Source organism: Arthrobacter sp. 2MCAF15, assembly GCF_052115605.1.
Taxonomy (GTDB): domain Bacteria; phylum Actinomycetota; class Actinomycetes; order Actinomycetales; family Micrococcaceae; genus Arthrobacter.
In genome coordinates, this window is the sequence record NZ_JBFRGZ010000022.1 from 26,141 (window position 1) to 53,035 (window position 26,895).

Annotated in this window: 29 protein-coding genes; 13 read left to right on the plus strand and 16 right to left on the minus strand. The window is 65.3% G+C overall.

What is annotated here, in order from left to right; genetic code table 11:
* Positions 1 to 177: 177 nt before the first annotated feature.
* From AB4089_RS19875 to AB4089_RS19900, 6 genes are all read left to right on the plus strand, one after another.
* On the plus strand, positions 178 to 1,899 hold the full coding sequence (locus AB4089_RS19875) for an MFS transporter (RefSeq protein WP_441410993.1): 1,722 nt from the start codon (positions 178 to 180) through the stop codon (positions 1,897 to 1,899).
* 52 nt (positions 1,900 to 1,951) lie between these two features.
* Complete coding sequence (locus AB4089_RS19880) at positions 1,952 to 3,124, plus strand: cytochrome P450 (protein ID WP_441410994.1); 1,173 nt, start codon at positions 1,952 to 1,954, stop codon at positions 3,122 to 3,124.
* Positions 3,121 to 3,315 carry a ferredoxin gene (locus AB4089_RS19885; protein ID WP_441410995.1) on the plus strand — a complete coding sequence of 65 codons (195 nt, stop codon included), beginning with the start codon at positions 3,121 to 3,123 and terminating at the stop codon, positions 3,313 to 3,315. Before AB4089_RS19880 ends, AB4089_RS19885 begins: the two co-directional genes overlap by 4 nt.
* On the plus strand, positions 3,312 to 4,529 hold the full coding sequence (locus AB4089_RS19890; RefSeq protein WP_441410996.1) for an NAD(P)/FAD-dependent oxidoreductase: 1,218 nt from the start codon (positions 3,312 to 3,314) through the stop codon (positions 4,527 to 4,529). Before AB4089_RS19885 ends, AB4089_RS19890 begins: the two co-directional genes overlap by 4 nt.
* Positions 4,530 to 4,632: 103 nt before the next feature.
* Positions 4,633 to 5,247 carry a TetR/AcrR family transcriptional regulator gene (locus AB4089_RS19895; RefSeq protein ID WP_441410997.1) on the plus strand — a complete coding sequence of 205 codons (615 nt, stop codon included), beginning with the start codon at positions 4,633 to 4,635 and terminating at the stop codon, positions 5,245 to 5,247.
* 90 nt (positions 5,248 to 5,337) lie between these two features.
* Complete coding sequence (locus AB4089_RS19900; RefSeq protein WP_441410998.1) at positions 5,338 to 6,066, plus strand: LysR family substrate-binding domain-containing protein; 729 nt, start codon at positions 5,338 to 5,340, stop codon at positions 6,064 to 6,066.
* A 70-nt stretch (positions 6,067 to 6,136) separates the two neighbouring features.
* Here the strand turns inward: AB4089_RS19900 and AB4089_RS19905 are convergent, their stop codons facing one another.
* The 3 genes from AB4089_RS19905 to AB4089_RS19915 form a co-directional block, all read right to left on the minus strand.
* On the minus strand, positions 6,137 to 6,721 hold the full coding sequence (locus tag AB4089_RS19905; RefSeq protein ID WP_441410999.1) for an HhH-GPD-type base excision DNA repair protein: 585 nt from the start codon (positions 6,719 to 6,721) through the stop codon (positions 6,137 to 6,139).
* Positions 6,722 to 6,759: 38 nt separating this feature from the next.
* Positions 6,760 to 7,617 (minus strand): prephenate dehydratase, encoded by an 858-nt coding sequence (locus tag AB4089_RS19910; protein ID WP_441411000.1) that lies wholly within the window; start codon positions 7,615 to 7,617, stop codon positions 6,760 to 6,762.
* 119 nt (positions 7,618 to 7,736) lie between these two features.
* Positions 7,737 to 7,904 (minus strand): hypothetical protein, encoded by a 168-nt coding sequence (locus tag AB4089_RS19915; RefSeq protein ID WP_441411001.1) that lies wholly within the window; start codon positions 7,902 to 7,904, stop codon positions 7,737 to 7,739.
* 204 nt (positions 7,905 to 8,108) lie between these two features.
* On the opposite strand from AB4089_RS19915, the gene AB4089_RS19920 reads away from it, so the two are divergent.
* On the plus strand, positions 8,109 to 8,243 hold the full coding sequence (locus AB4089_RS19920) for a hypothetical protein (protein ID WP_441411002.1): 135 nt from the start codon (positions 8,109 to 8,111) through the stop codon (positions 8,241 to 8,243).
* A 108-nt stretch (positions 8,244 to 8,351) separates the two neighbouring features.
* On the opposite strand, the gene AB4089_RS19925 is transcribed toward AB4089_RS19920, so the two are convergent.
* From AB4089_RS19925 to AB4089_RS19940, 4 genes are all read right to left on the minus strand, one after another.
* A complete protein-coding gene (locus tag AB4089_RS19925) occupies positions 8,352 to 9,365 on the minus strand; it encodes a glycosyltransferase family 87 protein (RefSeq protein ID WP_441411003.1) in 1,014 nt (337 codons plus the stop codon).
* Positions 9,366 to 9,723: 358 nt separating this feature from the next.
* Positions 9,724 to 11,082 (minus strand): hypothetical protein, encoded by a 1,359-nt coding sequence (locus AB4089_RS19930; protein WP_441411004.1) that lies wholly within the window; start codon positions 11,080 to 11,082, stop codon positions 9,724 to 9,726.
* Between the two features lie 214 nt (positions 11,083 to 11,296).
* Positions 11,297 to 12,547 (minus strand): cytochrome P450, encoded by a 1,251-nt coding sequence (locus AB4089_RS19935; protein WP_441411005.1) that lies wholly within the window; start codon positions 12,545 to 12,547, stop codon positions 11,297 to 11,299.
* Complete coding sequence (locus tag AB4089_RS19940; protein ID WP_441411006.1) at positions 12,544 to 14,232, minus strand: FAD-dependent oxidoreductase; 1,689 nt, start codon at positions 14,230 to 14,232, stop codon at positions 12,544 to 12,546. Before AB4089_RS19940 ends, AB4089_RS19935 begins: the two co-directional genes overlap by 4 nt.
* 365 nt (positions 14,233 to 14,597) lie before the next feature.
* Between AB4089_RS19940 and AB4089_RS19945 the strand changes: the two genes are divergently transcribed.
* Positions 14,598 to 14,873, plus strand: coding sequence for a hypothetical protein (locus AB4089_RS19945; RefSeq protein ID WP_441411007.1), 276 nt, complete (start codon positions 14,598 to 14,600; stop codon positions 14,871 to 14,873).
* Between the two features lie 162 nt (positions 14,874 to 15,035).
* Complete coding sequence (locus AB4089_RS19950; RefSeq protein WP_441411008.1) at positions 15,036 to 15,758, plus strand: dienelactone hydrolase family protein; 723 nt, start codon at positions 15,036 to 15,038, stop codon at positions 15,756 to 15,758.
* 111 nt (positions 15,759 to 15,869) lie between these two features.
* Here AB4089_RS19950 and AB4089_RS19955 read toward each other — a convergent pair whose 3' ends face one another.
* Complete coding sequence (locus AB4089_RS19955) at positions 15,870 to 16,388, minus strand: DUF1269 domain-containing protein (RefSeq protein WP_441411009.1); 519 nt, start codon at positions 16,386 to 16,388, stop codon at positions 15,870 to 15,872.
* 227 nt (positions 16,389 to 16,615) lie between these two features.
* Positions 16,616 to 17,428: a hydrolase gene (locus AB4089_RS19960; RefSeq protein ID WP_441411010.1), complete on the minus strand. Its 813-nt coding sequence runs from the start codon at positions 17,426 to 17,428 to the stop codon at positions 16,616 to 16,618.
* Positions 17,429 to 17,786: 358 nt separating this feature from the next.
* Between AB4089_RS19960 and AB4089_RS19965 the strand changes: the two genes are divergently transcribed.
* The gene (locus AB4089_RS19965) at positions 17,787 to 18,956 is read left to right on the plus strand and encodes an ABC transporter substrate-binding protein (protein ID WP_441411011.1); all 1,170 of its coding nucleotides are present in this window, start codon (positions 17,787 to 17,789) and stop codon (positions 18,954 to 18,956) included.
* Positions 18,957 to 19,087: 131 nt separating this feature from the next.
* Here AB4089_RS19965 and AB4089_RS19970 read toward each other — a convergent pair whose 3' ends face one another.
* Entirely contained in the window at positions 19,088 to 20,005 is a 918-nt protein-coding gene (locus AB4089_RS19970; protein ID WP_441411012.1) for a ribonuclease Z, read from the minus strand.
* A 211-nt stretch (positions 20,006 to 20,216) separates the two neighbouring features.
* Between AB4089_RS19970 and AB4089_RS19975 the strand changes: the two genes are divergently transcribed.
* Entirely contained in the window at positions 20,217 to 20,498 is a 282-nt protein-coding gene (locus AB4089_RS19975; RefSeq protein ID WP_441411013.1) for a hypothetical protein, read from the plus strand.
* A gap of 86 nt (positions 20,499 to 20,584) precedes the next feature.
* Here AB4089_RS19975 and AB4089_RS19980 read toward each other — a convergent pair whose 3' ends face one another.
* Positions 20,585 to 20,974 carry a RidA family protein gene (locus tag AB4089_RS19980; protein ID WP_441411014.1) on the minus strand — a complete coding sequence of 130 codons (390 nt, stop codon included), beginning with the start codon at positions 20,972 to 20,974 and terminating at the stop codon, positions 20,585 to 20,587.
* Between the two features lie 47 nt (positions 20,975 to 21,021).
* The gene (locus AB4089_RS19985; protein WP_441411015.1) at positions 21,022 to 21,942 is read right to left on the minus strand and encodes an NmrA family NAD(P)-binding protein; all 921 of its coding nucleotides are present in this window, start codon (positions 21,940 to 21,942) and stop codon (positions 21,022 to 21,024) included.
* Between the two features lie 159 nt (positions 21,943 to 22,101).
* On the opposite strand from AB4089_RS19985, the gene AB4089_RS19990 reads away from it, so the two are divergent.
* Positions 22,102 to 22,821: a trehalase-like domain-containing protein gene (locus tag AB4089_RS19990; RefSeq protein WP_441411016.1), complete on the plus strand. Its 720-nt coding sequence runs from the start codon at positions 22,102 to 22,104 to the stop codon at positions 22,819 to 22,821.
* A gap of 69 nt (positions 22,822 to 22,890) precedes the next feature.
* Positions 22,891 to 24,033 carry a glycoside hydrolase family 15 protein gene (locus tag AB4089_RS19995; protein WP_441411044.1) on the plus strand — a complete coding sequence of 381 codons (1,143 nt, stop codon included), beginning with the start codon at positions 22,891 to 22,893 and terminating at the stop codon, positions 24,031 to 24,033.
* A gap of 246 nt (positions 24,034 to 24,279) precedes the next feature.
* Here AB4089_RS19995 and AB4089_RS20000 read toward each other — a convergent pair whose 3' ends face one another.
* The 4 genes from AB4089_RS20000 to AB4089_RS20015 are packed head-to-tail and all read right to left on the minus strand — an operon-like array spanning position 24,280 to position 26,784.
* Positions 24,280 to 24,663 carry a hypothetical protein gene (locus AB4089_RS20000; protein WP_441411017.1) on the minus strand — a complete coding sequence of 128 codons (384 nt, stop codon included), beginning with the start codon at positions 24,661 to 24,663 and terminating at the stop codon, positions 24,280 to 24,282.
* Positions 24,664 to 24,669: 6 nt separating this feature from the next.
* The gene (locus AB4089_RS20005) at positions 24,670 to 24,990 is read right to left on the minus strand and encodes a hypothetical protein (protein WP_441411018.1); all 321 of its coding nucleotides are present in this window, start codon (positions 24,988 to 24,990) and stop codon (positions 24,670 to 24,672) included.
* A gap of 39 nt (positions 24,991 to 25,029) precedes the next feature.
* On the minus strand, positions 25,030 to 26,328 hold the full coding sequence (locus AB4089_RS20010) for a Y-family DNA polymerase (protein WP_441411019.1): 1,299 nt from the start codon (positions 26,326 to 26,328) through the stop codon (positions 25,030 to 25,032).
* 24 nt (positions 26,329 to 26,352) lie between these two features.
* The gene (locus tag AB4089_RS20015; protein ID WP_441411020.1) at positions 26,353 to 26,784 is read right to left on the minus strand and encodes a LexA family protein; all 432 of its coding nucleotides are present in this window, start codon (positions 26,782 to 26,784) and stop codon (positions 26,353 to 26,355) included.
* Positions 26,785 to 26,895: the final 111 nt, after the last annotated feature.

Genomic DNA, 26,895 nt, shown 5'->3' on the forward strand with positions numbered 1-26,895 from the left:
TGAGGTGAGCATGGTGTTTATGAATCTAACGGTCAGTTCATATGCTTGACAGCGTGTAAAGATTGATATCAGACTGTGGGGAGCGCCACATCCAGTCCGGCCTATGCCGGCCCCTCCGTGAAGCACCAGTCCTGGCGCTCAACCGAAGAACCGACCGGAAACAAAGGAGTTTCATTGATGAGTCAGTCCATTAAGGTGTCGAGCCGCGGCTCGGTACGTGCGACGTTCGTGGCCGCCTACAGCGCGGTCACACTCGCTCAAATCACCAACGCGCTGCCCGGCGCCCTCAGCGGCACTTTTGCCGCGGAATTCCATACCTCGGGTGCAGGCCTGACGTGGATCGCGGGCATGTTCCTGATGGGCATTGTGGTGTTCGAGCTCAGCTGGGGGCTCCTCGGCGACGTGCTCGGACGCAAAAAGCTGCTGTACGCCGGCGCGGCGCTGAGCGTCGTCGGCTCCGTCCTGGTCGCGCTGGCCCCGACCACCGAGATGATGATCTTCGCGCAGGCGGTCGGCGGTATCGCGGCGGGTATCCTCTTCCCCATCTCGCTGTCCATGATCGCGGCGATCACCCCAGACCACCGGGCCCGGGCCCGGGTTATTGCCACGTGGGCCGGGTTCCTGTCTCTCGGCGCGGTGATCTCACCCGTGCTCGCCGGGCTCACCGCGCAGATGTTCACCGTGCCGGGCGCCGGGCCCGGCGCGCCGAACGTGTATAGCGGCTGGCGTGTCGCCTACCTCGTTGCGGCCGCCCTCGCTGTCGTCGTTCTCCTCGTCGCACTCTGGGCGAAGGACTCCGCGGCCACCGGGGGACGCAAACTCGACCTGCCCGGCCAGTTCACGCTCGCTCTGGGCCTCATCGCCGTCCTCTTCGCGACCGTCCAGGCGGTCGATGCGGGTTTCGGCTCCTGGGAGGTCCTCGCGGGCTACGCTATTGGCGGCATCCTCCTGGTCGCCTTCGTCGTCATCGAAATGCGCACTAAGCAGCCGCTCATCCACCTCTCCCTGTTCAAGAACAGTGCCTACTCCATCACCGGCATCGTCGCGGTCACCGGCATGTTCGCCTTCCTGGCGATCTGCTTCAGCACCAGCGTCGCCGTCGGCGGTCTCGCCCTGGCTGAGACCTGGAAGGTCGGCGTGCTGTTCGTGTTCATCCAGGGACCGGCCTTCGCCTTCATCCCGGTGGTGGGCTGGCTCATCCACCACGTGGCGCCGCGCTGGGTGCTGACCTCGGGCTTCGCCCTCATGGCGGTTTCCGGCTTTTGGCTCTCGACGTTTTCTCTGGGCGCCCCGGAGGCCTTCGGCGGTACCCCGTGGACGGCCTTCATTCTGCCCCTGCTGCTGCTGGGCATCGGATTCGCGCTCACCGTCGGATCCGTCACCGCGGTGGCGATCAATACCGTCCCGCCCCAGCACATCGGCATGGCCTCGGCGACGACCAACCTCCTGCGGGACCTTGGCTTCGCCCTCGGCCCGGTCATCGGCTCGGCCATCGCGTTCGGTATCGGCGCCTCAGCCTTCGCGGGCCCGCTCGGCGGGATCCTCGGAGGTGCGGGGCTGCCCGCCAATGCCGTCGCCGGACTCTCCCACGTGCCGCCGCTGGGCTTCCTCTCGGGCTGGGATGGCGTGATCGCGCAGTTCTCCGGCCAGGCATCGGCGGGCGGCGCGCCCGCGGCGGCCGTCGACGGCATGGTCCAGGCCCTCACGGCTGCGCAGCAGCAGATCCAGGGCGCGGCCGGGGCCTCGCTCGGCCAGGGCTTCCAGACGGTATACCTCGTCGCAGCCATAGCGGCGACGGTTTCCGCCATCCTTACCCTCTTCATCTCCGCACGTTCCTCGGCACCCGCGCCTGACGCCGTCGCCGAGACCACAGAGGCCAACGCCGAGGCGGCCGTCTGAGACCGGCGGCCCCTCCCTTCACCGACTACCACCCATCCGCAAGGAGAACACCGTGACTGCACCCATCGAATCAGAGATCGACATCTGGAACGACGACATCCTCGTCGACCCCTACCCCACCTACGCTGCACTGCGCGAGCAGGCCGGCGTCGTCCACCTGCCCAAGAACGACCTTTACGTCCTGACGCGCTACGACGTCATCCGCGACGCACTCGGTGATCCGGAGACCTTCTCGTCCACCAGCATCGGCTTCAACCCCATGGTGAACGAGGCGCTGCAGGGCACCTCGCTGGCCTCCGATCCGCCCATCCACACGCAGCTCCGTGCCACGCTGTCGCAGAACCTCACCCCACGCGCCCTCCGCGGCCTGAAAGTCGTCATCGACGAAAAAGCGGACAAGCTCGTCGCCGGGCTCGCCGCCAGCGGCAGCTTCGAGGCCATCGACTCCCTGGCCCGCGCCTTCCCGATCGAAATCGTTGCCGACCTGATTGGGTTCCAAGGACACGTCAAGGACAACATGCTGCGCTGGGGCCAGGCCGCGATGCAGGTCCTCGGCCCGCTGAACCAGCGCACCCAGGAGAGCTTCCCCATCGCCGGGGAGCTCTATGGCTGGTGTTCGTCGGTCACGGCCGAAGACCTCGCCCCCGGCTCCATCGGCCGCGGCATCTTCGACGCCGAGACCCGGGGCGAGATCCCGGAAGGCACTGCCGGGCACATCATCCACCAGTACCTCGGAGCCGGCGTCGACACCACGATCGCCTCGATCGGGAATATCGTTGCGCTGTTCGGGCGTCACCCGGAGCAGTTCGAACTGGTCCGGGCCAACCCGGAACTCGTGCCCGCCGCTTTCGCCGAGGTGCTGCGCTACTGGGTGCCCATCCACGTCTGGGGCCGAAAGGCAACGCAAGATGTGGAGATCGACGGCGTAACGATTCCCGCGGGCGCCCAGGTTGGCATTCTCTTTGGGGCCGGCAACCGGGACCCGCGGCACTACGAAAATCCGGACACTTTCGACGTGATGCGGAACCCCGTGGATCATCTTTCCTTCGGCTATGGACCGCACGGCTGTGCCGGCCAGGGCCTGGCGAGACTTGAAGGCCATGCGATCATCGAGGCCCTTGCCCGCCGGGTGCAGTCGCTGACCATCGGGGACGCTGTTCGGGTCCCGAGCAACATGACGCGGAGTATCGAGAAGCTCGAGGTCACCAAGGTGGTGGCCGCATGAGGATCGAACTGGACCGGCCGCGCTGCGAGGGACACGGACTCTGTGAGGAAGCCGCCCCCAGGCTCATGCACCTCGATGACGACGGCGAACTCCTGATCGATGTCGCGGAGGTGGAGGGGGCCGACCTGGACGCCGCGAAGGCGGCGGTCCGGGTCTGCCCGGTCGCAGCGCTCCGGCTGGAAGCGGTATGAGCATGCGCCGGATTGTAGTGGTCGGCAACGGCATCGCCGGGCTGACGGCATGCGACTCGCTGCGCTCCGCCGGCTTCGACGGCGAGCTGACGGTCGTCGGCGCCGAGCGCCACCAACCCTACAGCCGCCCCGCTCTGTCGAAGGCGCTGTTGCATGATGTGGATGGGAACGGCGGCGGCGGCCTCCAGGCCCACGAGCTGCCCGCGCCGACCCACGAAGCGACCGAACTCCTCGGTGTCAGCATCTCTGGCCTGGACGTCGACACCCGCGTGGTCCGGCTCGACGGGGGCGGCGAACTGCCATATGACGGCCTCGTCATTGCTTCCGGTTCCCGTGCGAAGCGCCTTACCGCCACGGAGGGAACGGGCGGGCCACGGCATGCCGGCTCTGACCGGCAGCTCACCCTGCGCACGATCGAGGACGCGGTCACGCTCAAGGAGCGCGTTGCGTCGCGTCCCTCGGTCGTTGTGGTCGGCGGCGGACCGCTCGGCATGGAGGTCGCCTCAGCCTGCCTGCAACTGGGCTGCGATGTCACGCTGGTCTCCGACGTCCAGCCCCTCACGCGCCAGCTGGGCGACCATCTGGCCGGGATATTCGCCACAGCCGCGGCCCGGCAGGGCCTGCGGGTGGTTGGCGGCGGGAAGGCCCGTCTCATCGGCTCTGGTGCGGGGACGCGGGTGGCACTGGCCGACGGCACCGAACTGGAGGCAGAGCTCATCGTCACCGCCATTGGCGACGAGCCGAACATCGACTGGCTGGCCGGCTCAGGCCTCGTCGTCGGCGGGTCGTTGCGCGTGGACACCCGCGGCCGGCTGCGGCCGGAGATTGTTGCCGCCGGTGACGTGGCGTCCTTCCCGACCCGCCGCGGGGTACAACGCGTGCCCCTGTGGACAAGCGCCATCGACCAGGCCAAGGTTGCGGCCGTTGGCCTGCTCCAAGGCGACGCGGCCCCCGAACTCAACTTCCAGCCGTACTTCTGGACCGAGGGCTTCGGCCTGTCGCTCAAGGCGGTCGGCTTCACGCCCCTGGTCGGCGCGCCCGACTACTGCGAGCCGGGCGAGGGCCGGGAGTCGATGCTGCTCCGCTGGGAGGACAAGGAGGGCTCAGGTACCGCCGCGGCGATCAACTACCGGATCCCCATCCCGAAACTGCGCCGGCTGGCCGACGCCGGGCCGGGAGCGCTCCGGCCGGCAGAGCCCGTGAGGCTCCGGTGAGCGAGTCCCGGCACCGTCTTTGCGGCATGTCAGGACGCTTGCCGTCGCGCGGTCTTAACGTTTCATGCGTCCGAAGTCTGCACACCACGGTTAGGATTAAGTCATGTCGTCGCTGCGAGAAGCCCAGAAACAGCTGACCCGCGACGTGATCATCGACCGGGCGCTCGAACTCTTCACCCAGAAGGGCTATGCGGCGACGACGATCGACGAGATCGCCGTGGCTGCAGGGACCACCCGGGCGACCTTCTACGCGCACTACCCATCGCGTGCCGATCTCATGAGGGACTTCATGGCACGCGTTAACGCTGTGCTCGACCGTGCGGATGGCCCCGACAGGGCGACGACCGCCGTCGAACTCGTTGATGTGGTCCGAGGGGGCCGGCTGCCGGACATCCTTGCCTGGCTCGAGTCGCGCTCTGCGCTGTGGCCGGTCTTCCGTCCATACCTCGACGTGCTGGACGAGGCCGCCGCGGTTGATCGCGAGGTACGGGATCTGGTCCGGGGATGGCATGAGGAAGTTATCGCCGACATCGTCCGCGGCATGCAGCTGGCGGGGAGCTTCTCAGAGGAAACGCACCACATCCGCGGAACGCTTGCCTTTACACAGCTGGACTACGTCGCGACGCTCTGGACCCGCCGCAAACTCGAGCCGCACCGCGAACACGCGCTCGAGCTTCTGGCCGACAGCTGGTACCACCTGCTCTGCGACGAAGGCTAGGCAGGGCCACCACCCAGGGCCCGGGGGATCAGTGGAGTCCAGGCGCTCTGGAACTGCAGCGTCCAGCTGACCGCGGCTGGAGCTGCCCTCATGGCTCCGGCCCGGGAGATCCTCGCTGCAGTGGACCGTGCCCAAGCGAGCGCGCTCGCCGCCGGGCGGGGGGAAGTGGGAACAGTGAAGCTCGCCTATGCCGGCGCATCAACCCACGTGCTGGTGGGCATGCTCGCGCGGGAAGTCCGTCGGGTTCACCCGGGCATAGAATTCCGGCTGAACAGCCAGGACTTTGCGCTCCCGGCCCTTGCCCGCGTGCTCCGCGGCGATGTGGATATCAGCCTTGGCCGGTGGGATTTCGTGCCCGCCGGCGTCCAGTCCCGCATCATCGTCGAGGAACACCTCGTGATGGCAGTCCCAGCATCCCACCGGCTGGCCCTGAATGAGGAGGTGAGTCTGGCGGAACTTGCCGGCGAGCCGTTCGTGGCACTGCCCCCGCACGAGGGCTCCGTGCTGGGCGACCGGCTGCGCAGGCTTAGCTTGGGAGCCGGCTTCGATCCGGACATTGTCCAGCGCGCGCCCGACTCATGGACTGCCATGGCGCTGGTGGGAGCCGAGGTGGGATGCTCACTGACGGTCTCCTCCGTGGCGGACAACGTGACCGATCCGCACGTGCGCTTCCTGCGGGTGCTCGACGAGACATTCCCGATCTACCTTCGGATGGCGTGGCGGGGGACCTCGGACAATCCGGCGCTGCCTCCGGTCCTCTCGCTTGCGGAACGCGTCTGGCCCGGCCAGGCCGCCGACGCGGCAGCCTTGGAGGCGTAGGGCTGCGGCAGATTGAGCCGTGTCCGCGCTGGAAGGCCCCCTAACCCTCGTGTCCTCCTGCGGTGCAAGATCAGTGTTCGGATGCCTTTGCGGCTTTGACGGCGGCCTTGGCGGCCTGCTTGTTGGCGCGCACTTTCTTCAGGGACTCAGGGTCCACGATGTCGGCGACTGAAAGAAATGCGTCCTCCTGGCCGTAGGGGCCAGCAGCCTCACGCCAGCCTTGCGCCTGGAGTCCACACTGCTTGCCAAGCAGGGCGAGGAAGATCTTTGCCTTTTGCTCGCCGAAGCCCGGCAGTTCCTTGAGCCTGCGCAGCACTTCCTGGCCGTCCGGGTGGTCCTGGTTCCAGATGGCCGTTGCGTCCCCATTCCAATCGCGCTGGACGGTCTCGGCGAGGTCCTGGACGCGGCTGGCCATCGAACTCGGGAAGCGGTGGACGGAAGGACGCTCCTTGAAAATCTCAACAAAGCCTGCCGGGTCATGCTCGGCGATTGCGGCCGGGGACATGGACCCCAGGCGCGTGCGGATCTTTTCGGGTCCGGCAAACGCAGACTCCATAGTCACCTGCTGGTCAAGCAGCATGCCGGTGAGGAGTGCGAACGCGTCATTGCTGAGCAGCTGGTCGGCGGCGGGGTCGCCAGTGATGTGCAGTTCCATGCGCCTATCCTCCCACCTGCTCCGATTCGGCAGGGAGGTCAGCTGCTTGCTGCCTGAAGTGTCCTGAACTCTGCGGCGGCATACACACCGAGAATCCGGACCTCGGCGGTGAAGAACGCCAGTTCCTCCAAGGCCAGTTGCAGGGGCAGGTCCGCCGGGTGGCCCTCGACGTCGGCCATGAACATGGTGGCAGCAAACTCGTTGCCCACCATGTAGCTCTCCAGCCGGGTCATGTTCACGCCGTTGGTGGCAAAACCGCCAAGAGCTTTATACAGAGCGGACGGGACGTTCCGGACCCGGAAGACGAAACTGGTCACTGCCCCTCCGGGCAACTCGTCCCGGGTGGGCAGTACGGCTTCCCGCGCCAGGACCACAAAGCGGGTGGTATTGGACGGGTCGTCCTCGACCCGGGAGGCCAGCACTTCCAGGCCGTAGATCTGGGCCGCGAGCGGGGGAGCGAGGGAGAGTTTCGCGGGGTCGTTCCACTCCCGCACTTCACGGGCCGAACCCGCCGTGTCGCCGGCGATGACGGGGCGCAACCGTGCTTCACGGATCAGGCGCCTGCACTGGCCCAGCGCGTGAATGTGGCTGTGGACCTCGGTGGCGGCCTCGATGGTGCTGCCGGGGATGCCAAGCAAGTCGAAGTGGATGGGCAGGAAGAACTCGCCGACGATCTGCAGACGGGACGCGGGGAGCAGGATGTGGATGTCCGCCACGCGGCCGGCAATCGAGTTCTCGATGGGGATCATCGCCAGGTCAGCCTCCCCGCTGGACACCAGTTCAAAGACGTCCTCGAAGCTGGCGCACGGGACGCTTTCCAGTTCGGGGAACATCTGCTTGCACGCGATATGGGAGTTGGCGCCGGGCTCACCCTGGTACGCAATCTTCTGGGTCACAATCCGTATGCTTTCACGACCCACCCCCGCCGGCCCAAACCGCGTCGCGCCGAGGTCACCAAGAGGGGGTGCCGGGCCGGCACCCCCTCTGTCCTGACGCCCCCTGGATGGTTGCCTGCCTACAGGTCAGCAATCCCACCGCCGATCAGGGCGGCGGCAATAATCAGCAGGACCACGCTCATGATCACGGTGTTGTGCCGGACGAAGAGTGTTCGTGAGGATTCCAACGGGCCGCGCATCCGTTCGCCTGCCGCCAAGAACGCGACAACCGGAGTCACCACGCTCAAAACCCCTCCCCGGGGTGCTGTCTTCAATCGAGCTCATCGGGGTGGCTTGCGCCAAAGTGAAACATCCGACGCTAAGGTTTTGCCGGGCGTCGCAGTGGCCTGTATTTGCCGGGTTTGATCTGGTTGGCGCGGGGCCAGGTGTAGTCACCGGTGGGGTTAATGTGTTCCCAGCCCAGGGCCCCCACGTCCGGGTCGTGCCTGAACATGGTGGAGATCTGGTTTGGAATCATCGAGCGCCAGGCCATCCACCGCGGCACGTTCACCTCGGTCACGGACCTGATGCGCAAGATCCGGCAGTTCATCACCGGCTGGAACAAGCGCTCCCAACCCTTGACCTAGACAAAATCCCCGGGGGAAATCCTGGCGAAGGCCAAACCAAAAACAACTTCAAACACGCGCCACTACGGATACCTGAGTTGGTAAATGACCCAGTGCGCGGAGATGTCTTCATCGTGTTTCAATTTCTGATTTAGGGAAGCCGTGCTTGGCCAAGGGTGTGGCTAAGAGTAACCGAGGAATGGCCGTCAGAATGGTCAGGACAGGGAAATCAAATATTGGGGATGCAAGGACCATGGCTGGGGCAATTAGCCACGGCTGCCCCTTTCGTGCTCCGAACACGACAATTGTGCCTGCTGCTAGGCAGCGGAAAGTAAATCCAATGACGCCATCGGGCGTGCCGTCCCGGTGCCCATACAAGAATTCCAGCCATGCCCGCCAATCTGTAGGCGCCATAAGATACGAAACCGTCACCACGATGAAGGCGACCGAAAGCGCTCTGGCGAGATATGCCCACTCGCATCGTGCCGCGAACCAAATTAGGCCCACACCTGCGGTGATTTTGGTGAGCAATGGGAACGCAAGGACACCCGGACGCTTGACGCCGAGGGCGGCGCATGCTGCGAAAAGTATAAAGATGTTTCCATTGACGATTTCGGGGACGCTCATCAAGAAGATCGGGATGGCCCATTTGAGCCTAATCGGCTTGAGCAACCACATCGCTGCGGCGGATTGCAACATGATCCACGCTAAATAGAAAACAGGCCAATCGAATGCGGCAAGGGGGCGAATAACAGTGGCAAAAGCCGGCGAGTAGAGATATGCGTCAATTTCCCCACCCGATCGGGTATAGGTCACATCACCGTGACCGGCAAGCCAGTATGCGTGGGCATCCCAGCCAAGTCGACCACTGATAACCGAGATAAAGGCCTTGTGAGCCACAAAGAAGACGCCAACAAACCATGCCAAAAACAGCGCGCCACGCATGAAGACAGGATATTTCTCCGAAAACTGGTCGGCGTTCGCTGCAGGCAAATTTAGCAAAGACGGATCCCCTGGCATGACATATGAAACATGATTCCAGACGGGAGGCGGAATATCTACCGGACAGAGGAACAATCTGACCGGTGGAATGACATCAAATGGCGTACGGTACTGGTCATGAGGGGATTGCCCAGTGTCCATAACCTCAGTGCGGATTCTGTCGCTGGAAGCACCCTCCCAAGGTTCTGGAAGAGTGCGTTGGTTTCTCGCGTGGCTTTTCACCGGACGCGTTGTTCTGTTCAAATCCCACTACGGCTTCGACGCTTTTACTGCGAACCAGGAATCAGGGGCGCGCGTGATAAAGGCGGCATAGAGCGCGAGGTCGGACGGTTCAGGAACTGCCGCATCCCCGTCCCGGCGGTGGAGGTCCGGCGGAACTGAACACAAGCTCCGGGTTTGGGACGAGGTCGAGGGCAGGCGCCGGATTTCCCAGCGGCTCCGGACCATCGGGCAGGATTTCGCCGTCCAACAACCCCTGCTGTCGGCTCAGGCCCGGGAATCAACGGCGGATGAACAATTCTGCTGTGGCTTCGGCCGACTTGAGATCCCAAACGGGGCTTGTGTGAAGCCGGCGGGCCAGTCCGGTAGCCGGAGGCACCAGGACACAGTCTGCACCGGCCAGCCCTTCGTTCAGATCGCCTTGTCCATCGAGCACACGCAAGGATTGTGTAACCCGCTCTGCGCCATAGAGATCGTTTCGCGAATCAACGAACACCGGCACATCGGGCCTTTCCAAGATCACCAATCCACCCAGCTGGTAATCGTTGAACAATTTGCAGCCGGCCGGAATGGCTTTGATGGCTGCGCCAGGGAAATGCGCGGGATCCGGACGGCCGAAGGAAGGGAGATTGAAAAATGCCAGCCCCACCGCGATCACGAGGACGGCGGCGGCAGCTTGAGCAAACATTCGGCGGCGACTGGCAAAGTAGCGCAGAACCACCTCGTGGGACGCAAGAGCCGCCAGAACCGGCAAGGCAAGTAAGACGAGGACGGGAAGGACACGCATCGCAGTCACAGATCCGCAGACTGCGACTCCTATTGCGGCCGTGAAGACAGGGTCTCCACGCCGTGCCGCAACGCCTAGCCCAAGAAGACCGAAGGCGAACATCATGAGCTGGAGAGGGTCAGTCGGGTTGAAGGGCTGCCATTCGATAATGACGGTTGATTCGCTTCTAACTTCCAGCGTTTGGGCGACTAACCCTGTGCCGTAGGGATTTACGAGCGAGCAGAGCATTGTTGTTAATAGCGCGGCCAGAAGCCAACCGGAACGCCTGCGCGTGCTTCGCCTCAAGAAAACCAAAAGGGTACTGGCACCTACAATGGCCACGCCTAACAAAGCTCCCGCGTGCAAGTTGACCCAAAGAATCGTCAAAGCCGCGATGGCGAGCAGCGGCCAAGCCGGCTGACGCGTCTCTACCAGCCGCCGTAAGAACATCACGAGTGCGAGGACGGCAATGTAGTCCACGAGCTGGGGCCGCGCCGACAAGAATAATGTCAATAATGGCGCTCCGATCAGGAGCGCCCACGCGGACACTACCGGCGACGCTCCCAGTTGCCGGGCGAGAAGCAGCACCAGTGCGCCTATGACCGCGACGAGGCATGCACAGACAAGAGCAACGCCCACCAAACCGGCTGCTTCGTAAGACAAACCCAGGACGACGTTGAAGGCCCAAGAGTTTAGCGTCCATGGTTTTCCGCTGACGGTCCACGAGAACGGATCGACTGAGGGGATCTTCCCCTGGGCAATCGTGAGGACTCCGGTGCGAATCTGCCAAAACGTATCGGACTCGGCCAGGTTTTCGGACCGAATCAAAACAAACGGAAGGAATGCCAACCAGGCCAGAATCCAGAACTTCACCGGCGCCTTCGTACTTAGGCGAGAAGCAGCTCGGCTACTTTGCTCAACAAGATCGCTCCGTGCGTCCCCCATGAGCTACACCATAGCGGAGAGTCCCGCACCGGACTCAACGCGATGCCCACCGCCAGGGGCAGTGTCTCTCCCAGGACGTCTAGCACCCGGACGCCCCAACGTCGAGGCCAGACGCCGCTTCGGTATGCATTCGCGCTTCTCCCTAGTGACGAGCGGTGATGCCGTCGACGTCGATGAGGAGATGAGAGGGGCCGCGGAGGAACGGGCTCGGCCGGTATGGGGGCGGATCGGAAACAAGCCGCGGGTTCTCCAGCCTGGTGGCGAACGCGGTGAGGGCGATCTGGGCTTCGAGCCGGGCCAGCGGTGCGCCGAAGCAGATGTGGATGCCGCCGCCGAAGCCGAGGTGTTGGTTGTTGCGCCGGTCCGGGATGAAGAGATCGGGGTTGGCGACGTGGGCGGGGTCGCGGTTCCCCGAAGCCAGGACCAAAGTGATCGAGGCGCCGGCGGGGATGGTGGTGCCGGCGATGTCGATGTCGTCTAGGGCCGTGCGGAAAGGGACGAAATGTACGGGCGGTTCGTAGCGGAGCAATTCCTCGACCATCGGGATGGCGAGGTCGGGATCGTTGCGTAGCCGTTGGAGTTCGGCTGGGTGGCGGAGCAACGTCAGTGCGCCGTTGGAGATGAGGTTCACGGTGGTTTCATGTCCGGCGATGAGCAGAAGAAGTCCGGTGCTCACCAGTTGTTCGTCCGGCATGCGGCCTTCCGGGCCGTCATCGGTGGCCATCGCCGAGAGAAGGTCCGGACCCGGTGTCTGCCGGTGGGCTTCGACCAGTTCTTCCATGAACGTGCGCAGTTCTTTGCCGGCCTCGGCCCTCTTTTCTTGCTGTGTCTCGGGATCGAGCCCGGGATCTGTGGATTCCAGGGCTACATCCACCCAGACCCGAAAACGCTGTTCGTCGCCCGGGGGCACCCCAAGTAATTCGCAGATCACCGTGACGGGCAGCGGATAGGCCAGATCATCGACGACGTCGATCCGGTTGCGGTCCGCCATGTCATCGATCAGGTCGGTGACAATTTCCGTCATCCTCGCCTCCATCCCGGCGACCCTGCCAGGCGTCGTAGGCGGTCCGAAGTGGCGCATGGTGATCCGGCGGAACTTGTCATGTTCAGGAGGGTCCATGCTGAGGAAAGTCGGAGACATGCCCGGGCCGCCGCCGTCGTTGTCGTCGCCGACGGCGGCTGCGCCCGCAGCCGCGGCCGACGGATTGCGGTTGATGTCGGAACTGACCCTCGGGTCGTGCAGCAGGGCCGCGATCTCCGCGTAGGTGCTTACGAGGTAGCTTCCGTCCGGAAGCCGGGTCACGGGAGTCCGGCGGAGCTCGTCGTAAAACGGGTAGGGGTTAGCCCGGTTCGAGAAGTCGAGGATCTGCTCCCAGGTGCTGCCCTGGCTCATGGTGAAGGCTCCTTCAATCGCGGGGAGGATTCTGTGGGTTTCCGTGATGGCGTGTCACCGGCGGCGGAGTTGGTCAGTCTGGCGCGGCGTTCATTGGGATCGTGTCCGGTCACGACGACGGTCGCGTCCTGGGTAGGGCTGACAGCGGGCTTGAAACCGGCCGGGACGGGCCGGGCCTGGGCTGACTCATCGATGTGGTGGAACGCCGGCGGGAAGGGAGCGGCCTGCTCGATCAGCGGTTCGTAGAAATCGAGCCACTTGTTCTGGTTGAAGGCGACCGCCGCCACGATGCGGCCCTTGTAGCCATAGACGGCCAGGAACCGGCGCGTGTCCACCGATCCTTGGACGATGGCGACCTCATCGGCCACCGAGGGCACCCCGACGCTCTTAATTTCGGTGCCGAACTGGGCTGACCAGAATTTCGGCACCTCCAGATGCGGCCATCGTTCGGTCCCGCGGCTGACCATGTTGTGTGCCGCGACTTCGGCCTGGGAGATGGCGTTTCCCCAGTGCTCGACGGCGAGGAATTGGTAGCCGTACATCGGCTGCGGGGCGCGGGCTATGTCGCCGGCGACAAACACGTCATCGGTGACCAGCCCGTTCGCGTCGAATGCCCGGCAGCCGGCGTCGCACGCGACGCCCCACACGCCGCACGCCAGGCCGGAATCTGCGAGCCATTCGACATTGCGGACCGAGCCCAGCGCGGCGACCGCCACATCCACCTCAAGCGTTGTGCCGTCGGACAACACAGCCCGGCGCAGCTGCCCGGTGGCATCACCCTCAAGGGACAGGACGCGGACGCCGCATCGCAGGTCCACGCCATTCTCGATCTGCAGTTCCCCGGCGACTGCGCCGATCACCCCGCCCAGGGCAGCGACGAGCGGGGCCGGCCCAGCTTCTGCCACCGTGACCGTCAGGCCGAGTTCCCGGCACACGGACGCGACCTCGCACCCGATGAAACCGGCGCCGATGACCAGCACCCGCCGCGGACGCCCCGCCAGGTGCTGGCGCAGGGTTGCGGCGTCCTCCCGGGTGCGCAATGTCATCACCCCCGCAAGGGCGGCCTCCGCAGGGTTAGGCCAGGGGCGCGACCGCAGGCCGGTGGCGATCAACAGTTTGTCGAATCCGATCCGGCTGCCGTCGGCGAGCTGAATCTGCTTGGCAGCCAGGTCGAGCCCGGTCGCCGCCACACCCAGCCGCCAAGTAGCGCGGATGTCCCGGTGGCGTGGCAGCGAGGTGTCTTCCAGGGGCGCCGACCCGGCCAGGACTTGTTTGGACAGCGGAGGCCGGTCGTAGGGCTCGTGCGGCTCCTCGCCGACCAGAGTCAGCGATCCGGTGAACCCTTCCTCGCGCAAGCGCTCCGCCGCGCGCAGCCCCGCCATCGACGCCCCCACGACGACGATCCGTCCAGTTCTCTTAAAGGTGCTCCCGCTGTCTTCGGCCGGAACAGCCGTCGCCGGTCGTGCGTCCGGATGCAGCGACCCGTCCTGCCCGTCCGGCTGTTCAAGCCGGATGGCCTGAACCGGACACGCGGCGGCGGCCCGCCGGATTCCCGTCAGGTGAGCCCCGTCAGGGTGCGGGTCGTAGGTCAGTGCCTCGTCCCCCTGAATCGTGAAGACATCCGGGGCGAGGAAGGCACACTGGGCGTAGCCCTGGCATTTGGTGAGATCGACGAGGACCCTCATGCCGCTTTTCTTCCTCTAGCAGGGCTTGCGCCGCCCGGCGGCCAACCAGCCGGCGCCTCTTCCGATCCAGCCGGGCCGATCCGGCTCTGCCAGGGTTTCCGCCCTGGCCGGCGCAGCGAAACGGGGCCCGCACTCGATTCGATTTCAAGAGTGTAGGCTCCGGAAGCAAGCGGCGGAAGAGGCCTGCGACCGGACTGGGCGGGGCGGGGACCTTGGCTTCCCGATTTCGCGGTCAGGGTAGCGGAGCGACCATTTCCTCGGCCGTGATCCTGGACTCCTTGGCTGCTTTGGGGGAATTACCGGGGCCATAACCGTCTTGTCCTAAGTGAGGCGTCGACGACCGGCTGCCTCGTGAAAGGACCTCCTTGCCCACTCCCTATGTCCCGTTCACCATGCACGCTACCGTCCGCGAAGAACACAAGCGTTCGTTCCGCACAGATTTAGAACGCCTTACCGGCGGCCATCGAGGGTGGGCGCCGCTGGACGTCGTCAAGTCCACCGATACCCAGGCGGTGCTGCGGGGAGCGATCGCTCAAAGCGTTCATACTGCCACCGACGCGAGCCTTGCCCGCTACCTCCAGCACCGCTTTGTCGCAGATAACGACATCCACCTCGATCTCGCCGTTTGCATCGGGCGCTAGCAGAAGCCCACTCAGGCTCCCAGCCAGGCATGGGGCAGCCAAGGAACGCGGAGCAATGCCAGCCTGCTCCATTGGCAGGGGCCAACGACTCTCCCGCGATCGGTGCGACGCTGGTAAGCCGGTTGGCAGGTAGTCACTAATCCGGGCGCCCAGGAGGCCCCCATGGTCGACGTGAGCATCAGCACTGAGCGCGGAGAAATGCCTGCATACTCCGCGACACCGGCCGGCGAGGGGCCTTGGCCCGGCGTCGTGGTCATCCACGACGCGCTTGGCTTGAGTCACGATACCCGCCAACATGCGGACTGGCTTGCCAGCGAAGGGTTCCTCGCGGTGGCTCCCGACCTGTTCTTCTGGGGCAGCAGGGCCGCGTGCCTATGGTCCCTCATCCGTGGCTGGCGGCCGCTGGGCGACCTGGACGCCACCCGCTCCTGGCTGACCCGACGGGAAGACTGCACGGGACGCGTCGGGGTGATCGGCTTCTGCATGGGCGGCGGCTTCGCCATCATGCTGGCCCCTGATCATGACTTCGCCGTGGCCAGCGTGAACTACGGCGGTTTCGACGAGGAGACAGCCCGCGCACTGCCTCGGGCCTGCCCGATCGTTGGGAGCTACGGGGGCAGGGACCGATGGCCTGGCGTGCGCAAGGCACCAGCCCGTCTGGAGCCGCTGCTGGCTGCCGCCGGGATCGACCACGACATAAAGGTCTATCCTGACGCCGGCCACGGCTTCCTCAACCAGCATGGACCCTCGGACCTGACTTTCGGGGACAAATTGCTGGCCAGGCTGGTTGCGGCCGGCTATCACGAGCCCTCCGCAAAGGACGCGCGCAGGCGCGTCCTTGCCTTCTTTCGGCAATACCTGCCCGCCGAGGGGGATGCGCAATGACACACTGCACGCCAGGGCGAAGGGGACCGGCATGAGGGGCTGCCGTCGGTTTCGCCGCCGGCTACCTGTTTGTGGTACGGCCACGCCTGCTTCGCGCTGGCGCGACTGACGTCAGGACGAAGCGGCTTCGATGATCTTCTCGTCACCCTCGTTCACTGCCTTGACCACGGCGTCGTAGTCACCACTTTCGACGGCCTTGCTGACTTTCTTGGTGGCCTTCTCGATCGCCCTGTCGACACGGTCGAGGTAGAGGTCGTCGACGACGGCAACCAGCGCCGAGGAGCCCGGCGGCAGCCAATCCTCCGCGTTGACGCCGATGGACTTCTCCTCGTGACGTTTCGCGATGGCGCCGGCACCTGCGCCGATCCCTGCACCGATCACGCCGGACAGCAGGAGGGGCGGAGCGAACAATCCGACCACGAGCCCGCCGATGGCGCCGGCTGTTGTGCCGCCGGCGACCAGTCCGCCGCCGTGTTCCTTGACCTCTGTCTGGCCCGAGGCGTCACGCGACAGGACCACCGCCGCCGCCACGGCGGCGTCGTCCAGGCTCTTGATCGCCTTGAAATCCTCTGCCGCCGAGCCCGCGTCGGCGTACGACGACACGAACAAGGTGTAGTTGTGATCTGACATGGTTCGTCCTCCACTCGGTTCCGGCCGGCGCAGCGGCCACTCCGCTTCTCAGTCGACGCTCTTGGGACGGGCGGTGCTGCCGATTTCTCCAGGGTGGACGGCTTGTCCGGCCCAGACCGTGGCGGTATGCACACCGGTCCTTGCGTAGGTCCAACACTTTCCCCGACAGCCGCGCACCGGCAGGGCCTTAAGGCACCTTTTCCGGCAAGTGACGGGAGATGGACCGTTCAGGTCAAATGGTCGAAGTCTCCTCGCGCCCAAGCAGCGTGCCGTTGGGCGGAATCGTGCAGCATCGCCTTCGCCCCGGACGCGACTACATTGTTGAAGTTGCCGTAGATCCGGTCGAACGTGAGCTCTCCCAGCTGGGCGGCGATTCGCAGTGCCACAGCACCGGAGAGCGGCAAACGATTCGGGTAGCTGCGCATGAAGGAGATGCTCCGACGGTCTGGATTCGGAAACACGCTGTCACCGGTCAGCAGAACTCCTCTGCCGCCCGCCCCTGTGGCCCAGTGCACCACCGCGCTGCCCGGGAAGTGCCCTCCAGTCTGGTGCAGTGTCAGCCCTTCGGCGATAGTTTGACTGCCAGACCAGTACTTGACCATCGGATTGGTGCGCCCCAGCCATCGCCGGTCTGCGTCCGCCACCAGTACGGGGACGCCACCGAGCCGGCGCGACCATTCGACCTGTACACCAAACATGTGTGGATGGCTGGCGGCGACCGCGAGGACCGGGCCTCGCTCGAGCGCTGCCGCCGCAACGCCGTCATCGACATATCCGACCGGATCCCACAGCAGCGAACCGTCAGGTGTCACCACAAGCTGAGCGGTCTGGCCGATCCCGACTGTCGGCTCTGTCGTGATCCCGATAAGACCGGGCTCATTCTCCATCAGCAATGTCTGCTGGCCCTCCTGCTCCAGCCCATCCAATGTGAGCCACTTTTGTCCGTCGTCGGGTACATACTGCCGCTCGTCGGCGCAGATCGGGCAGACGTCCGGGGCAGGTTCGTCGCGTTCCACGGCGCAGGCTGCGCAGATCAGCATAGTTAGGTCCCTTCTAAACGTCTCGTGTCCAGCTTTCCGCCTTCTTCGCCGCCGGACGCACGCTGGCGTGCCCAGACTATGGCACGCGAAAGTCCCTTTGGAAGAGGGGCCCTGGGTACCGCCAGATGAAGGTTTTAGTCCCTGCATTAAGCTGCACGTCGGCACATTAACCTCCGCGTCGTCCAATTACCGCTGGTGTCATAGCTCGTTGAACCCAGGCAGCGGCGTCCGTAATCTCAATCCATGCTGAAGCCCGAGCAGTAGTCCGCCGCACCGGACGCCCGGGCCTCACTCGCCGACGTCCACTGGCAGCCGGCAGATCATCCTCAGCACTCTCCGTTCGCAGGCCTGTTGCACCATGCAGGCCTTCCCCTCTCCCCAAAGGAATACGTCTGTGTCATCCCCCCATGACGACTCGACCACGCGAATTGTCGCGGGCGAGTCTCCCAAGCCCAAGCGACGCCGCACCCTTTCGATCAGCCTGGCAGTCGGCCTCGCCCTGCTCATCGGCACAGGCGCCGCAGTAGCCTCCGCCGTCTCCCGCAGCAACGAAGCTGCGCAGGCCCCCGCCACGTCACCCGCCGCCGAGCTCAGGCTGGGATACTTCAGCAACGTGACACACGGCCCGGCGCTGGTCGGCACCAGCAAGGGCATCATCGCCAAGGACCTTGGCGGCACCAAGCTCAGCACGCAGATCTTCAACGCCGGCCCGGCCGCGATCGAGGCCCTGAACGCCGGCGCCATCGACGCCACCTACATTGGGCCCAACCCGGCCATCAACTCCTTCATCAAGAGCAAGGGCGAATCGATCAGCATCATCGCCGGCGCCGCGGCAGGTGGAGCCCAGCTGGTGGTCAAGCCCGGCATCAACTCCGCAGCCGACCTCAAGGGCAAGGTCCTCGCCTCCCCACAGCTCGGTGGCACCCAGGACGTGGCCCTCCGCGCCTGGCTCGGCCACCAGGGCTACAAGACAAACCCGGATGGCAGCGGTGACGTCACCATTAACCCGACCGAGAATGCCCAGACCCTGAAGCTGTTCCAGGACGGCAAGCTCGACGGCGCGTGGCTGCCTGAGCCGTGGGCCTCGCGTTTGGTCCTCGAGGCCGGAGCCAAGGTTCTGGTGGACGAGAAGAACCTATGGGACAAGGGCGAATTCACCACCACTATCTTGATCGTCAACAAGAAGTTCGCTGCCGAACACCCGGAGACCGTCAAGGCCCTGCTCAAGGGCCACGTGGAATCCGTGAACTGGCTGAACTCGGCATCGGCTGAAGAGAAGGCCAGCACCATCAACGCTGTCCTCAAGGACACCGCCGGCAAGCCGCTTTCCGCCAAGGTGATCGACCGCGCACTGCAGAACATCACCTTCACCACGGATCCGCTCGCCGGAACCTACAAGAAGCTGCTGCAGGACGGCGTCGATGCCGGCACCACCAAGACCGCCGACATCAACGGCATCTTCGACCTCCGTGCCTTGAACGAGGTGGAGGGCAAGAAGACCGCTGCTGCAGGCCTCGGCCAGGAGTGAGCCGCCAAGACTAGGCGGCCCGGTGCCCGGACCAGGAAGGCCCGGGCACCGGGCACGCGTTCATGCGGGGGAGGGCAACATCCTGGCGAGGGCCCGGCGCCGGACGGTCCGGCGACTATTCCGCGCAGCCGCTAGAACGCCCGGCGTGGCGGAAAGGCGATGCGGTCGAGGTCGTTGACGGCAACCACCCTTGCTTCACCGGCGCGGCCCCGGGCCTGCTCGGCGAGAGGGGTAACGTCCCCGTAGCGCGCAGAAAAGTGGGTCAGGACGAGGGTTCCAGCGCCCGCCGATGCGGCCAACTCGCCCGCCTGCCCGGCGGTGAGGTGACGGAACTGCGCGGCGAGCCCGGCGTCGTCGTCGCTGAATGTGCACTCGGTGACGAGCAGATCGGCGCCCTCCGCCAGTTCTTCTGCGCCCTGGCACGGCGCGGTATCCATCACGAAGGCGAAACGTTGACCGGGCCGCGGCTCGCTGACGTCCTCCAGGCTCACGCCGCCCAGGCTGCCCTGGCGCGCCAGGCGGCCGACGTCGGATCCCGCAATCCCGGCTGCCACGAGCCGGTCAGGTAGGAGCGTGCGCGCGGCGGGCTCCACAAAGCGATAGCCATAGGTCTCGATGCGGTGACTCAGTTCCCGGACCTCCAGGCCAGGGGCGATCGGCTCGGCAGTGTCGTGTTCGCTGCCCCCGAAGGCATGGCTTCCGTGCGGATGCAGCCGGAGATCAATGCCGCGGGACGCGACCGACACGAGGGCACGGACGGTGTCCTCCCCGGCGGCAGGATAGTGCAGGTGGATGGGGTGGCTGACCTTGTCAAGGGCCATGCGGGAAAGGACGCCGGGGAGGCCATAGCAGTGGTCGCCGTGCACGTGTGTGAGGCAGATGCGCGTGATCTGGGAGACGGTGACTCCGGCGTGGATCATCTGCCGCTGCGTGCCTTCTCCGGGGTCGAAGAGAATGTCCTCGCCATCCCAGCGCAGCAGATACCCGTTGTGGTTGCGGGTGCGGGTGGGGACCTGCGAGGCGGTGCCGAGGACGACGAACTCACGCATGTGGTCCAGTGTGCCACTCGATGGCGACGACGGGATGGGACTTGGTCAGTTTCGGTTCCCGCGCCGCGAGTGCCCGGAAGGGTGGACCGGCGGGCGCACAGTCCCGACCCATCCGTGTCCGGTGCTGCTACGAATCGCTTCAGTCCGCGCCGGCTGACCGACTTGCGGGCAAGCAGGTCCGGTTACTCCCCGACAGAAAAGGCACACAGACGTGACAGCTTCGAACTACGCCTACTTCGTCAACACGTGCATCGCCGCGGACCCGGATCCCCATCATGGCCTGGCCGAAGACGAAATGTACGGGGTGTATATCAGCTGGTGTCTTCTCCAAAACGAGCAACCCGCGCCCTCCCGGGCGTTCTGGGCAGCCATGAGTGGGCTGGGCCTCGGCGAACGACGTCGTGTGGCACGGCGCTTCATTCGCCCCGGGTTGCGCACAACCGGACCCGCCGCCGTCGACTACATCCTGGCGCGCCGCCCGGCTCTCACCTGAGAAGAGATCCACCGTCCGAGAAGGGGAAGACTTTCAGTCGTCTCCCGCGTCGAGGGACGCCTTATTTCGCATACTCCGGCGTCGCTTCAAGTGCCGTGCGCGGCCACCGCTTGGATTTCGATCTTGGCGCCGAAAGGAAGGGCGCCGGCCTGGAAAGTGAACCGGGACGGAGCCGTTGAGGGATCCGGGAACTGCTGCCGCCACCACGCATTCAGGCTGTTGTAGTCGGCCATGTCAGCTACGACGCACTGCACGTACACGATTTCCTCGACCGCGAAACCAGCAGCGCGGGTGATCATCATGACGTTGTGCCAGGCCAGCGCGGTCTCTTCCTCGAAGGATCCCTCCTGGAAGAGGCCGTCTGGACCCAGTGCCGGCATGCCGCTGACGAAGCAGACACCATTTGCTTCGGTGGCCAGGCTGAAGGGGAAGCCTCCGGGAACTCCCGGCCCGGAAATCGTGCGTTTGATGGTCATGGACTGTCCTCCTGAAATGAACAGGTCTTGGGCGCGGGAGCGAACGGTCAGTTCTGTTGGTGGTGCTGCTCCAGGATGTCCCGGGCGGTGGTCCACGTCCGGCGGCCATAGCGGTCGTTGTTGACGTATTGCAGATTCGCGTCGCCGCTGAACATGCTGGCGAAGTACTGCATGCCCTGCCACGGCGGGAACGGCTTGTCAGAGGCGGGCATGAGGGCTTTCACTGCCCGGCTCATTGTGGTCAGGGAACCTACGCTGCCCGCGTAGAGAAGCCGGAATTGTGTGCCTGTCAGGTCGGTCATGGTGGATGCCAGTGCCCGTGCCGTGACCTGGTCCCCGGCGATCTGGAGGACGCGGGGCGCCCGCTCGTCGAGGGCGGCGGCGGCCGTGAAGGCGGCGGTGTCGTCTTTGGTGGTGAAGTCGAGTACCTGGTCCGGGTCGGACCAGAAGAGCACACGGTGCCGGGAGAACAGGATCATTGGTGCCTGCCCGGAAAGCATGTCTGTGAAGGCGCCGTTGAGGATCGACGTGGCCCGGATCTCGGTTGCGTCCAGCCGCTGTGCGAAGTCTCGGCGGAGCTGTAGGTTTCGGTTGCTTCGGGGCCGGATGCCGCGGTAGTCAATGGAGAAATCGGAGGGAATGAAGCGCGGCACGCCGACTGCTGCGGCCGCCTCCAGCAGAAGCGATTGGGCATCGTAGATGGCGTTGTCGACACCGTTGATTGCCGAGACCACGCAATCAACATCCTTGCAGGCCCTTCGGAGGCCGTCCGGATCGTCATAACCGGTCTGGATGACCTCGGCTCCCCGGGTGCGGAGTTGTGCAATCCGGGCGGTGCTGGTTTCCGGCCTTGTCAGGATCCGAACAGTGGCTCCAAGGCCGAGCAGATTCCGCAGGATCCGGCCACCCAGATCGCCGGTGGCGCCGGCCAGCAGGACGGTGCCCGGGGTGGGTGTTGTCGCGGTCATGGTTCGCACCTCAAGTGATCTCTGCCGGAATATTAGTAGTCGGCTAAAGACTACCAACGGCGGGAAAACGATTCCCGGGGCGGGGCGGAGCAATGTTCTTATCATCCAACCGGCTCTGCCAGGATTCCCGCTTCCTGGCAGTGGGACCATACTGGGGTTGTGAGGATCGACGCCGGATCAGGAGACCATAGGCGGCGGCGGCCCGGGGCAGGCACGAGCCCGTTCCCGCCGATCGCCGACTATGGGTTTTTGTCTGACTGTGAGGCCAATTGCCTGATCGCTTCGAGCGGGCAGGTCGAGTGGATGTGCGTGCCGCGACACGACTCACCGAGCGTTTTCTCCACTATGCTCGACCGCGCCGCCGGTGGCTTCAAGGTGGCGCCGTACGGCGTCCGGGAGCCCACGGCGCGCCGCTACCTCCCCGGCAGCCTGATCCTGGAGACCACCTGGCAGACCGGCACGGGCTGGCTGATCGTGAGGGATGCCCTGGTGATGGGTCCGTGGCATCACACCGAACAGCGGGCCAGCCGTTACCGCCGCCCGCCGACGAACTACGAGGCCGAGCATTGCCTGCTGCGCACCGTCCGTTGCGTCAACGGTGCAGTCGAGCTGTCCGTGCTGTGCGAGCCGGTCTTCGGCTACGGCCGGCGCCGGGCACGGTGGGAGTTCTCCAGTCCCGGATACGGGGAGGTGGTGACCGTCGGCGGCGATGAGGGGGATCCCGTGCTGCGGCTCAATACCGACCGCCGGCTGGGCATCGAAGACTCCATTGCGGTCATCCGCTGCCGGATGACCGAGGGCGAGCAGGCTTTTTTCGCGCTGTCGTGGGGGTCGCTGCCCCCGCCTCGAACGTGGGAAGAAGCCACGCGAAAGCAATGATAGACCACGGAGTTCTGGAGGCAATGGATTACCGGCGGCGAATTCCCCGACCACCCGTGGCGGGAGGCCCTGCAGCGCAGCGCGCTGACGTTGAAGGGCCTCACCTACGCGCCGACTGGAGCTCTGGTGGCGGCGCCCACCACGTCCTTGCCCGAGACGCCCGGCGGAGAGCGGAACTGGGACTATCGGTATACGTGGGTGCGCGATTCCACGTTCGCGCTCTGGGCCCTGTACACCCTCGGCCTGGACCGGGAAGCCGACGACTTCTTTGCGTTCATCCGCGACGTCGCCGCCGAGGATGGTCTGCAGATCATGTACGGCATCGACGGCGAAAGGGACCTTCCCGAGACGACTGTCGAGGAGCTCGGCGGCTACGACGGCGCCCGCCCGGTCCGGATCGGCAACGCCGCCGCCCGCCAGCGGCAGCTCGACGTCTGGGGCACCATGCTGGACTCCGTCTACCTCCACGCCAAATCCCGAGACCAGCTCCCCGAGCCGCTCTGGCCCGTCCTCCTCCGCCAGGTGGAGGAGGCCGCCGCCCACTGGCGGGACCCCGACCACGGCATCTGGGAGGTCCGAGGCGAGCCGATGCACTTCACCTCCTCCAAGCTCATGTGCTGGGTCGCCCTGGATCGTGGTGCCCGGCTGGCGCGCCTGCACGGTCAGCCTGACTACGCCAAGAAGTGGGACACCCTCGCCGAGGAGATCCATGAGGACATCTGCCGCCATGGTGTGGATGACCGCGGTGTGTTCGTCCAGTCCTACGGCACGAGGAACCTCGATGCCTCGCTTCTGCTTGTCCCGCTCGTCCGGTTCCTGCCCGCGAATGATCCACGGGTGCGCGCCACTGTCCTGGCCATCGCCTCTGAACTCACCCAGGACGGGCTGGTGCTGCGCTACCGCCCGGAGCAGACCGACGACGGACTCGCCGGCGACGAGGGGACCTTCACGACCTGCTCATTCTGGCTCGTTTCAGCCCTCGTCGAGATCGGAGAACTGGAACGCGCCAAGGCACTGTGCGAGCGCCTGCTGTCCCTCGCCAGTCCTTTGGGCCTCTACGCTGAGGAGCTGGATCCGGTGAGCGGCCGCCACCTCGGCAACTTCCCACAGGCATTCACCCACCTGGCCCTCATCAACGCGCTCGTTCACGTTATCCGCGCCGAAGAGACCAACCGCGCGGCGCAGTTCGCCCCGGCCCACCGCAACACCTGACGGCATAGTCTGCGCCAGCGCGGGGGAGCAGTTAGGTGGTTCCCCTGAATCGTCCACCGGTGGGGCATCCGCGTCAGCATTGCCGGGCCGGCATCGTCGGCGCTTCCTCTCTAGGCCGGCCCGCGCCTGGACGCGGAACCGGCCGTCGGAGAGCCGGCAAGAGGCGTGTGCCGGGGGCCCGCATTCGCTGGCGAGTCTCCTCCCAAGGTCACCCTAGACATTGATAAGCATGCTTTGCAATAGACATCACTCCTTCCATCGGCTGGATCCCAGTGCGCGAAGCAGGGGAGCGGGGCTGCCTTTCAGGAGGTCAACCGGGCGGGCTCCGGCCAGGTCCCGGGATGGGGTGACCATCCAGACGGTGAAGTAGTTGTGCGGGATCTGCCGTTCCATCGCCCGGTGAAAGAGTTCAACGACGGTCGGGTGGAGTTGTCCTCCCGGGAGGAACTGGAAGCCGGGGCAGAACGTGCCGTCGTCGATGAAAACGCGGACAAGCTGCCGCATGACTGGCTCGGGGTCTTCCATGAGCTCGGAGAGCCGGCGGCGGACATGCTCCAGGGCAGGAAGGGTGAATTCGCTTCGAATCCCAGTCCATGTCTGATCACTGATGGGTTGGCGGTCAAGTTGCACTGGGGCCTAGTCGCCGTCGCTGATGTCTTCCAGTCCCCACTGGTTGGAGAGCGGTTCGCGGCGGAGGGTAAAGATCCGGAGGGCAGTCGTTGAACCGAGGCGGGCGTGGACCCGCCAACATTCGACGCCGTCCGGCTCGCCGCCGCGCGCTATTGCCTCGCGTTGGGTGGTCCGCCGGGCATCCCGCCCGGGCAGGTGATGGGACTCCGTGGCGGGATCGACCAGCCAGATCTGTCCGTTGTGCCGGATGGCGAGGGGTTTGCCGGTCGGGTCTGTCCGGACTTGCAGGCCGGGGGTCTTTGCGGGGGCGTTGGGCGCGAGGGTCATGTGGCGGTGTACTTTCGTGGTGCGGCAGTGCGGTTTTGTTTATGCGGCTTTGACGAGGAGGAGTTCGTCCCAGCGGGTGGTGTAGCGGGGGGAGAGCATTTCCCTTTTCATGGTCCAGTCCGGTCCGGCCCGTATTCCGGCGTGGCCGAGGCCGATGGAGCCGCGGCCGTAGCGTCGGGTCACGTCCTCCAGGAGGGTTCCGATGCGGCGTTCCTCGTGCGGGTTCTCGAACAGGGCCAGCGGTGCCTGGTTGCCGGTGGGCCGCAGGTCGGTGACCATAATGCCGGCCCTCGCGTACCTGATGCCTTCGTGGATCTGGGGGAGGAGGGCGTGGGCGGCCTTGGTGAGCAGAACTGGGTCCGCGGTGGGCATCGGCAGCGGAACGCAGACCGAGGGGTAGGAGGTGTCTTTCGGATTGAAGTGTGAAGTGGCGGCGAACGCGGTGAGGACTTTGGCCTGGAGGCCGTGCTTGGCCAGCCGCGCCGAAGCCTGCTGGCCGTAGACGCTCAGGACCTGCCGCATGCTGGCCGCGGTGGTGATGGGAGTGGCGAAGGAGCGGGAGAAGATGAGCTGGTCGCGGCCGATCCGTTCTTCCTCCATCGGGATGCAGGGGGTGCCTTGCAGTTCCAGGACGGTGCGCATCATGACCACGGAGAAGCGATCCCGGATCGTGACAGGATCGGCCCGGGACAGGTCAAAGATGGAATGGATGCCCAGGCCGTTGAGCCGTTTGGTCAGTCGGGTGGCGACACCCCAGATCTCGATTACGGACAGGCGCCGCATCAGGGATTCCCTGTCGGCGGCGGGTACGGAGTCCCAGTGGCAGACGCCGTCGAAGGCCGGGTTGTGTTTCGCCCATTTGTTGGCCAGTTTTGCCAGGGTCTTGGTCCCGGCGATCCCCACGCAGACCGGTACGCCGACGTTGCGGCGCACGGCGGCCTTCATGGTCCGCCCCAGGGCGATGAGTTCACCCGGGGTGCCTTGGACGCCGAGGAAGGCCTCGTCAATGCTGTAGACCTCCAGCCATGCCGAGAAGCGGCCGAGCAGTTCCATCACCCGGGCGCTGATGTCGCCGTAGAGCTCGTAGTTGCTGGAGAGGGCGACGAGTCCCCACTCCTTGGCCCGTGGGGCGATTTTGAACCAGGGCTCACCCAGGGGGATGCCGAGGGCCTTGGCTTCCGGGGACCGGGTGACGGCGCAGCCGTCGTTATTGGACAGCACGACGACGGGCCGGCCCTCAAGGGACGGGTCGAACGCCCGCTCGGCCGAGGCATAAAAGCAGTTCACATCCACGTGTGCGATCTGGGGCATGCGGCGCATCGTGGCGGGCTTAGACATGGTTCTCCTCAGGCATCGTGCGCCTCAGACATGGTGCAGGCACCGGGTCGCGACGCCCCAGATGACCAGGTCCGCGACCGACGGGACCCGGATGTCCGGGTACGCCGGATTCTCCGCCTGCAGCACGACGCCGGCGGCCGTGACTCTCAGCCGCTTGATGGTCAGCTCCCCGTCCAGGACGGCGATGACAACAGACCCGTCCTTGGGTTCCAGGGCCCGGTTCACGATCAGTTCATCGCCGTCGCTGATCCCGGCACCTTCCATCGAGTCCCCGGACACGCGCACGACGTACGTGCTGGTGATGTCCTTGATCAAGTGCTCGTTCAGGTCGATCCGCCCATCAAAGTAGTCCTGCGCGGGCGACGGGTACCCTGCCGCGACCGGGACCGGGGAGATCAGCACCGACAGCAGCGACATGCCCGCGTCTATTACGCGGGGACCGACAACAACGCCCACAACACACCCTTATTCGAATATATGTTCGATGCATTCAGTGTATCCGCCCGGTCCGACAAAAGACCTTCCTCGCGGCACTGCTACCGCCGAAGGAGGGGATCCGGACTCCAG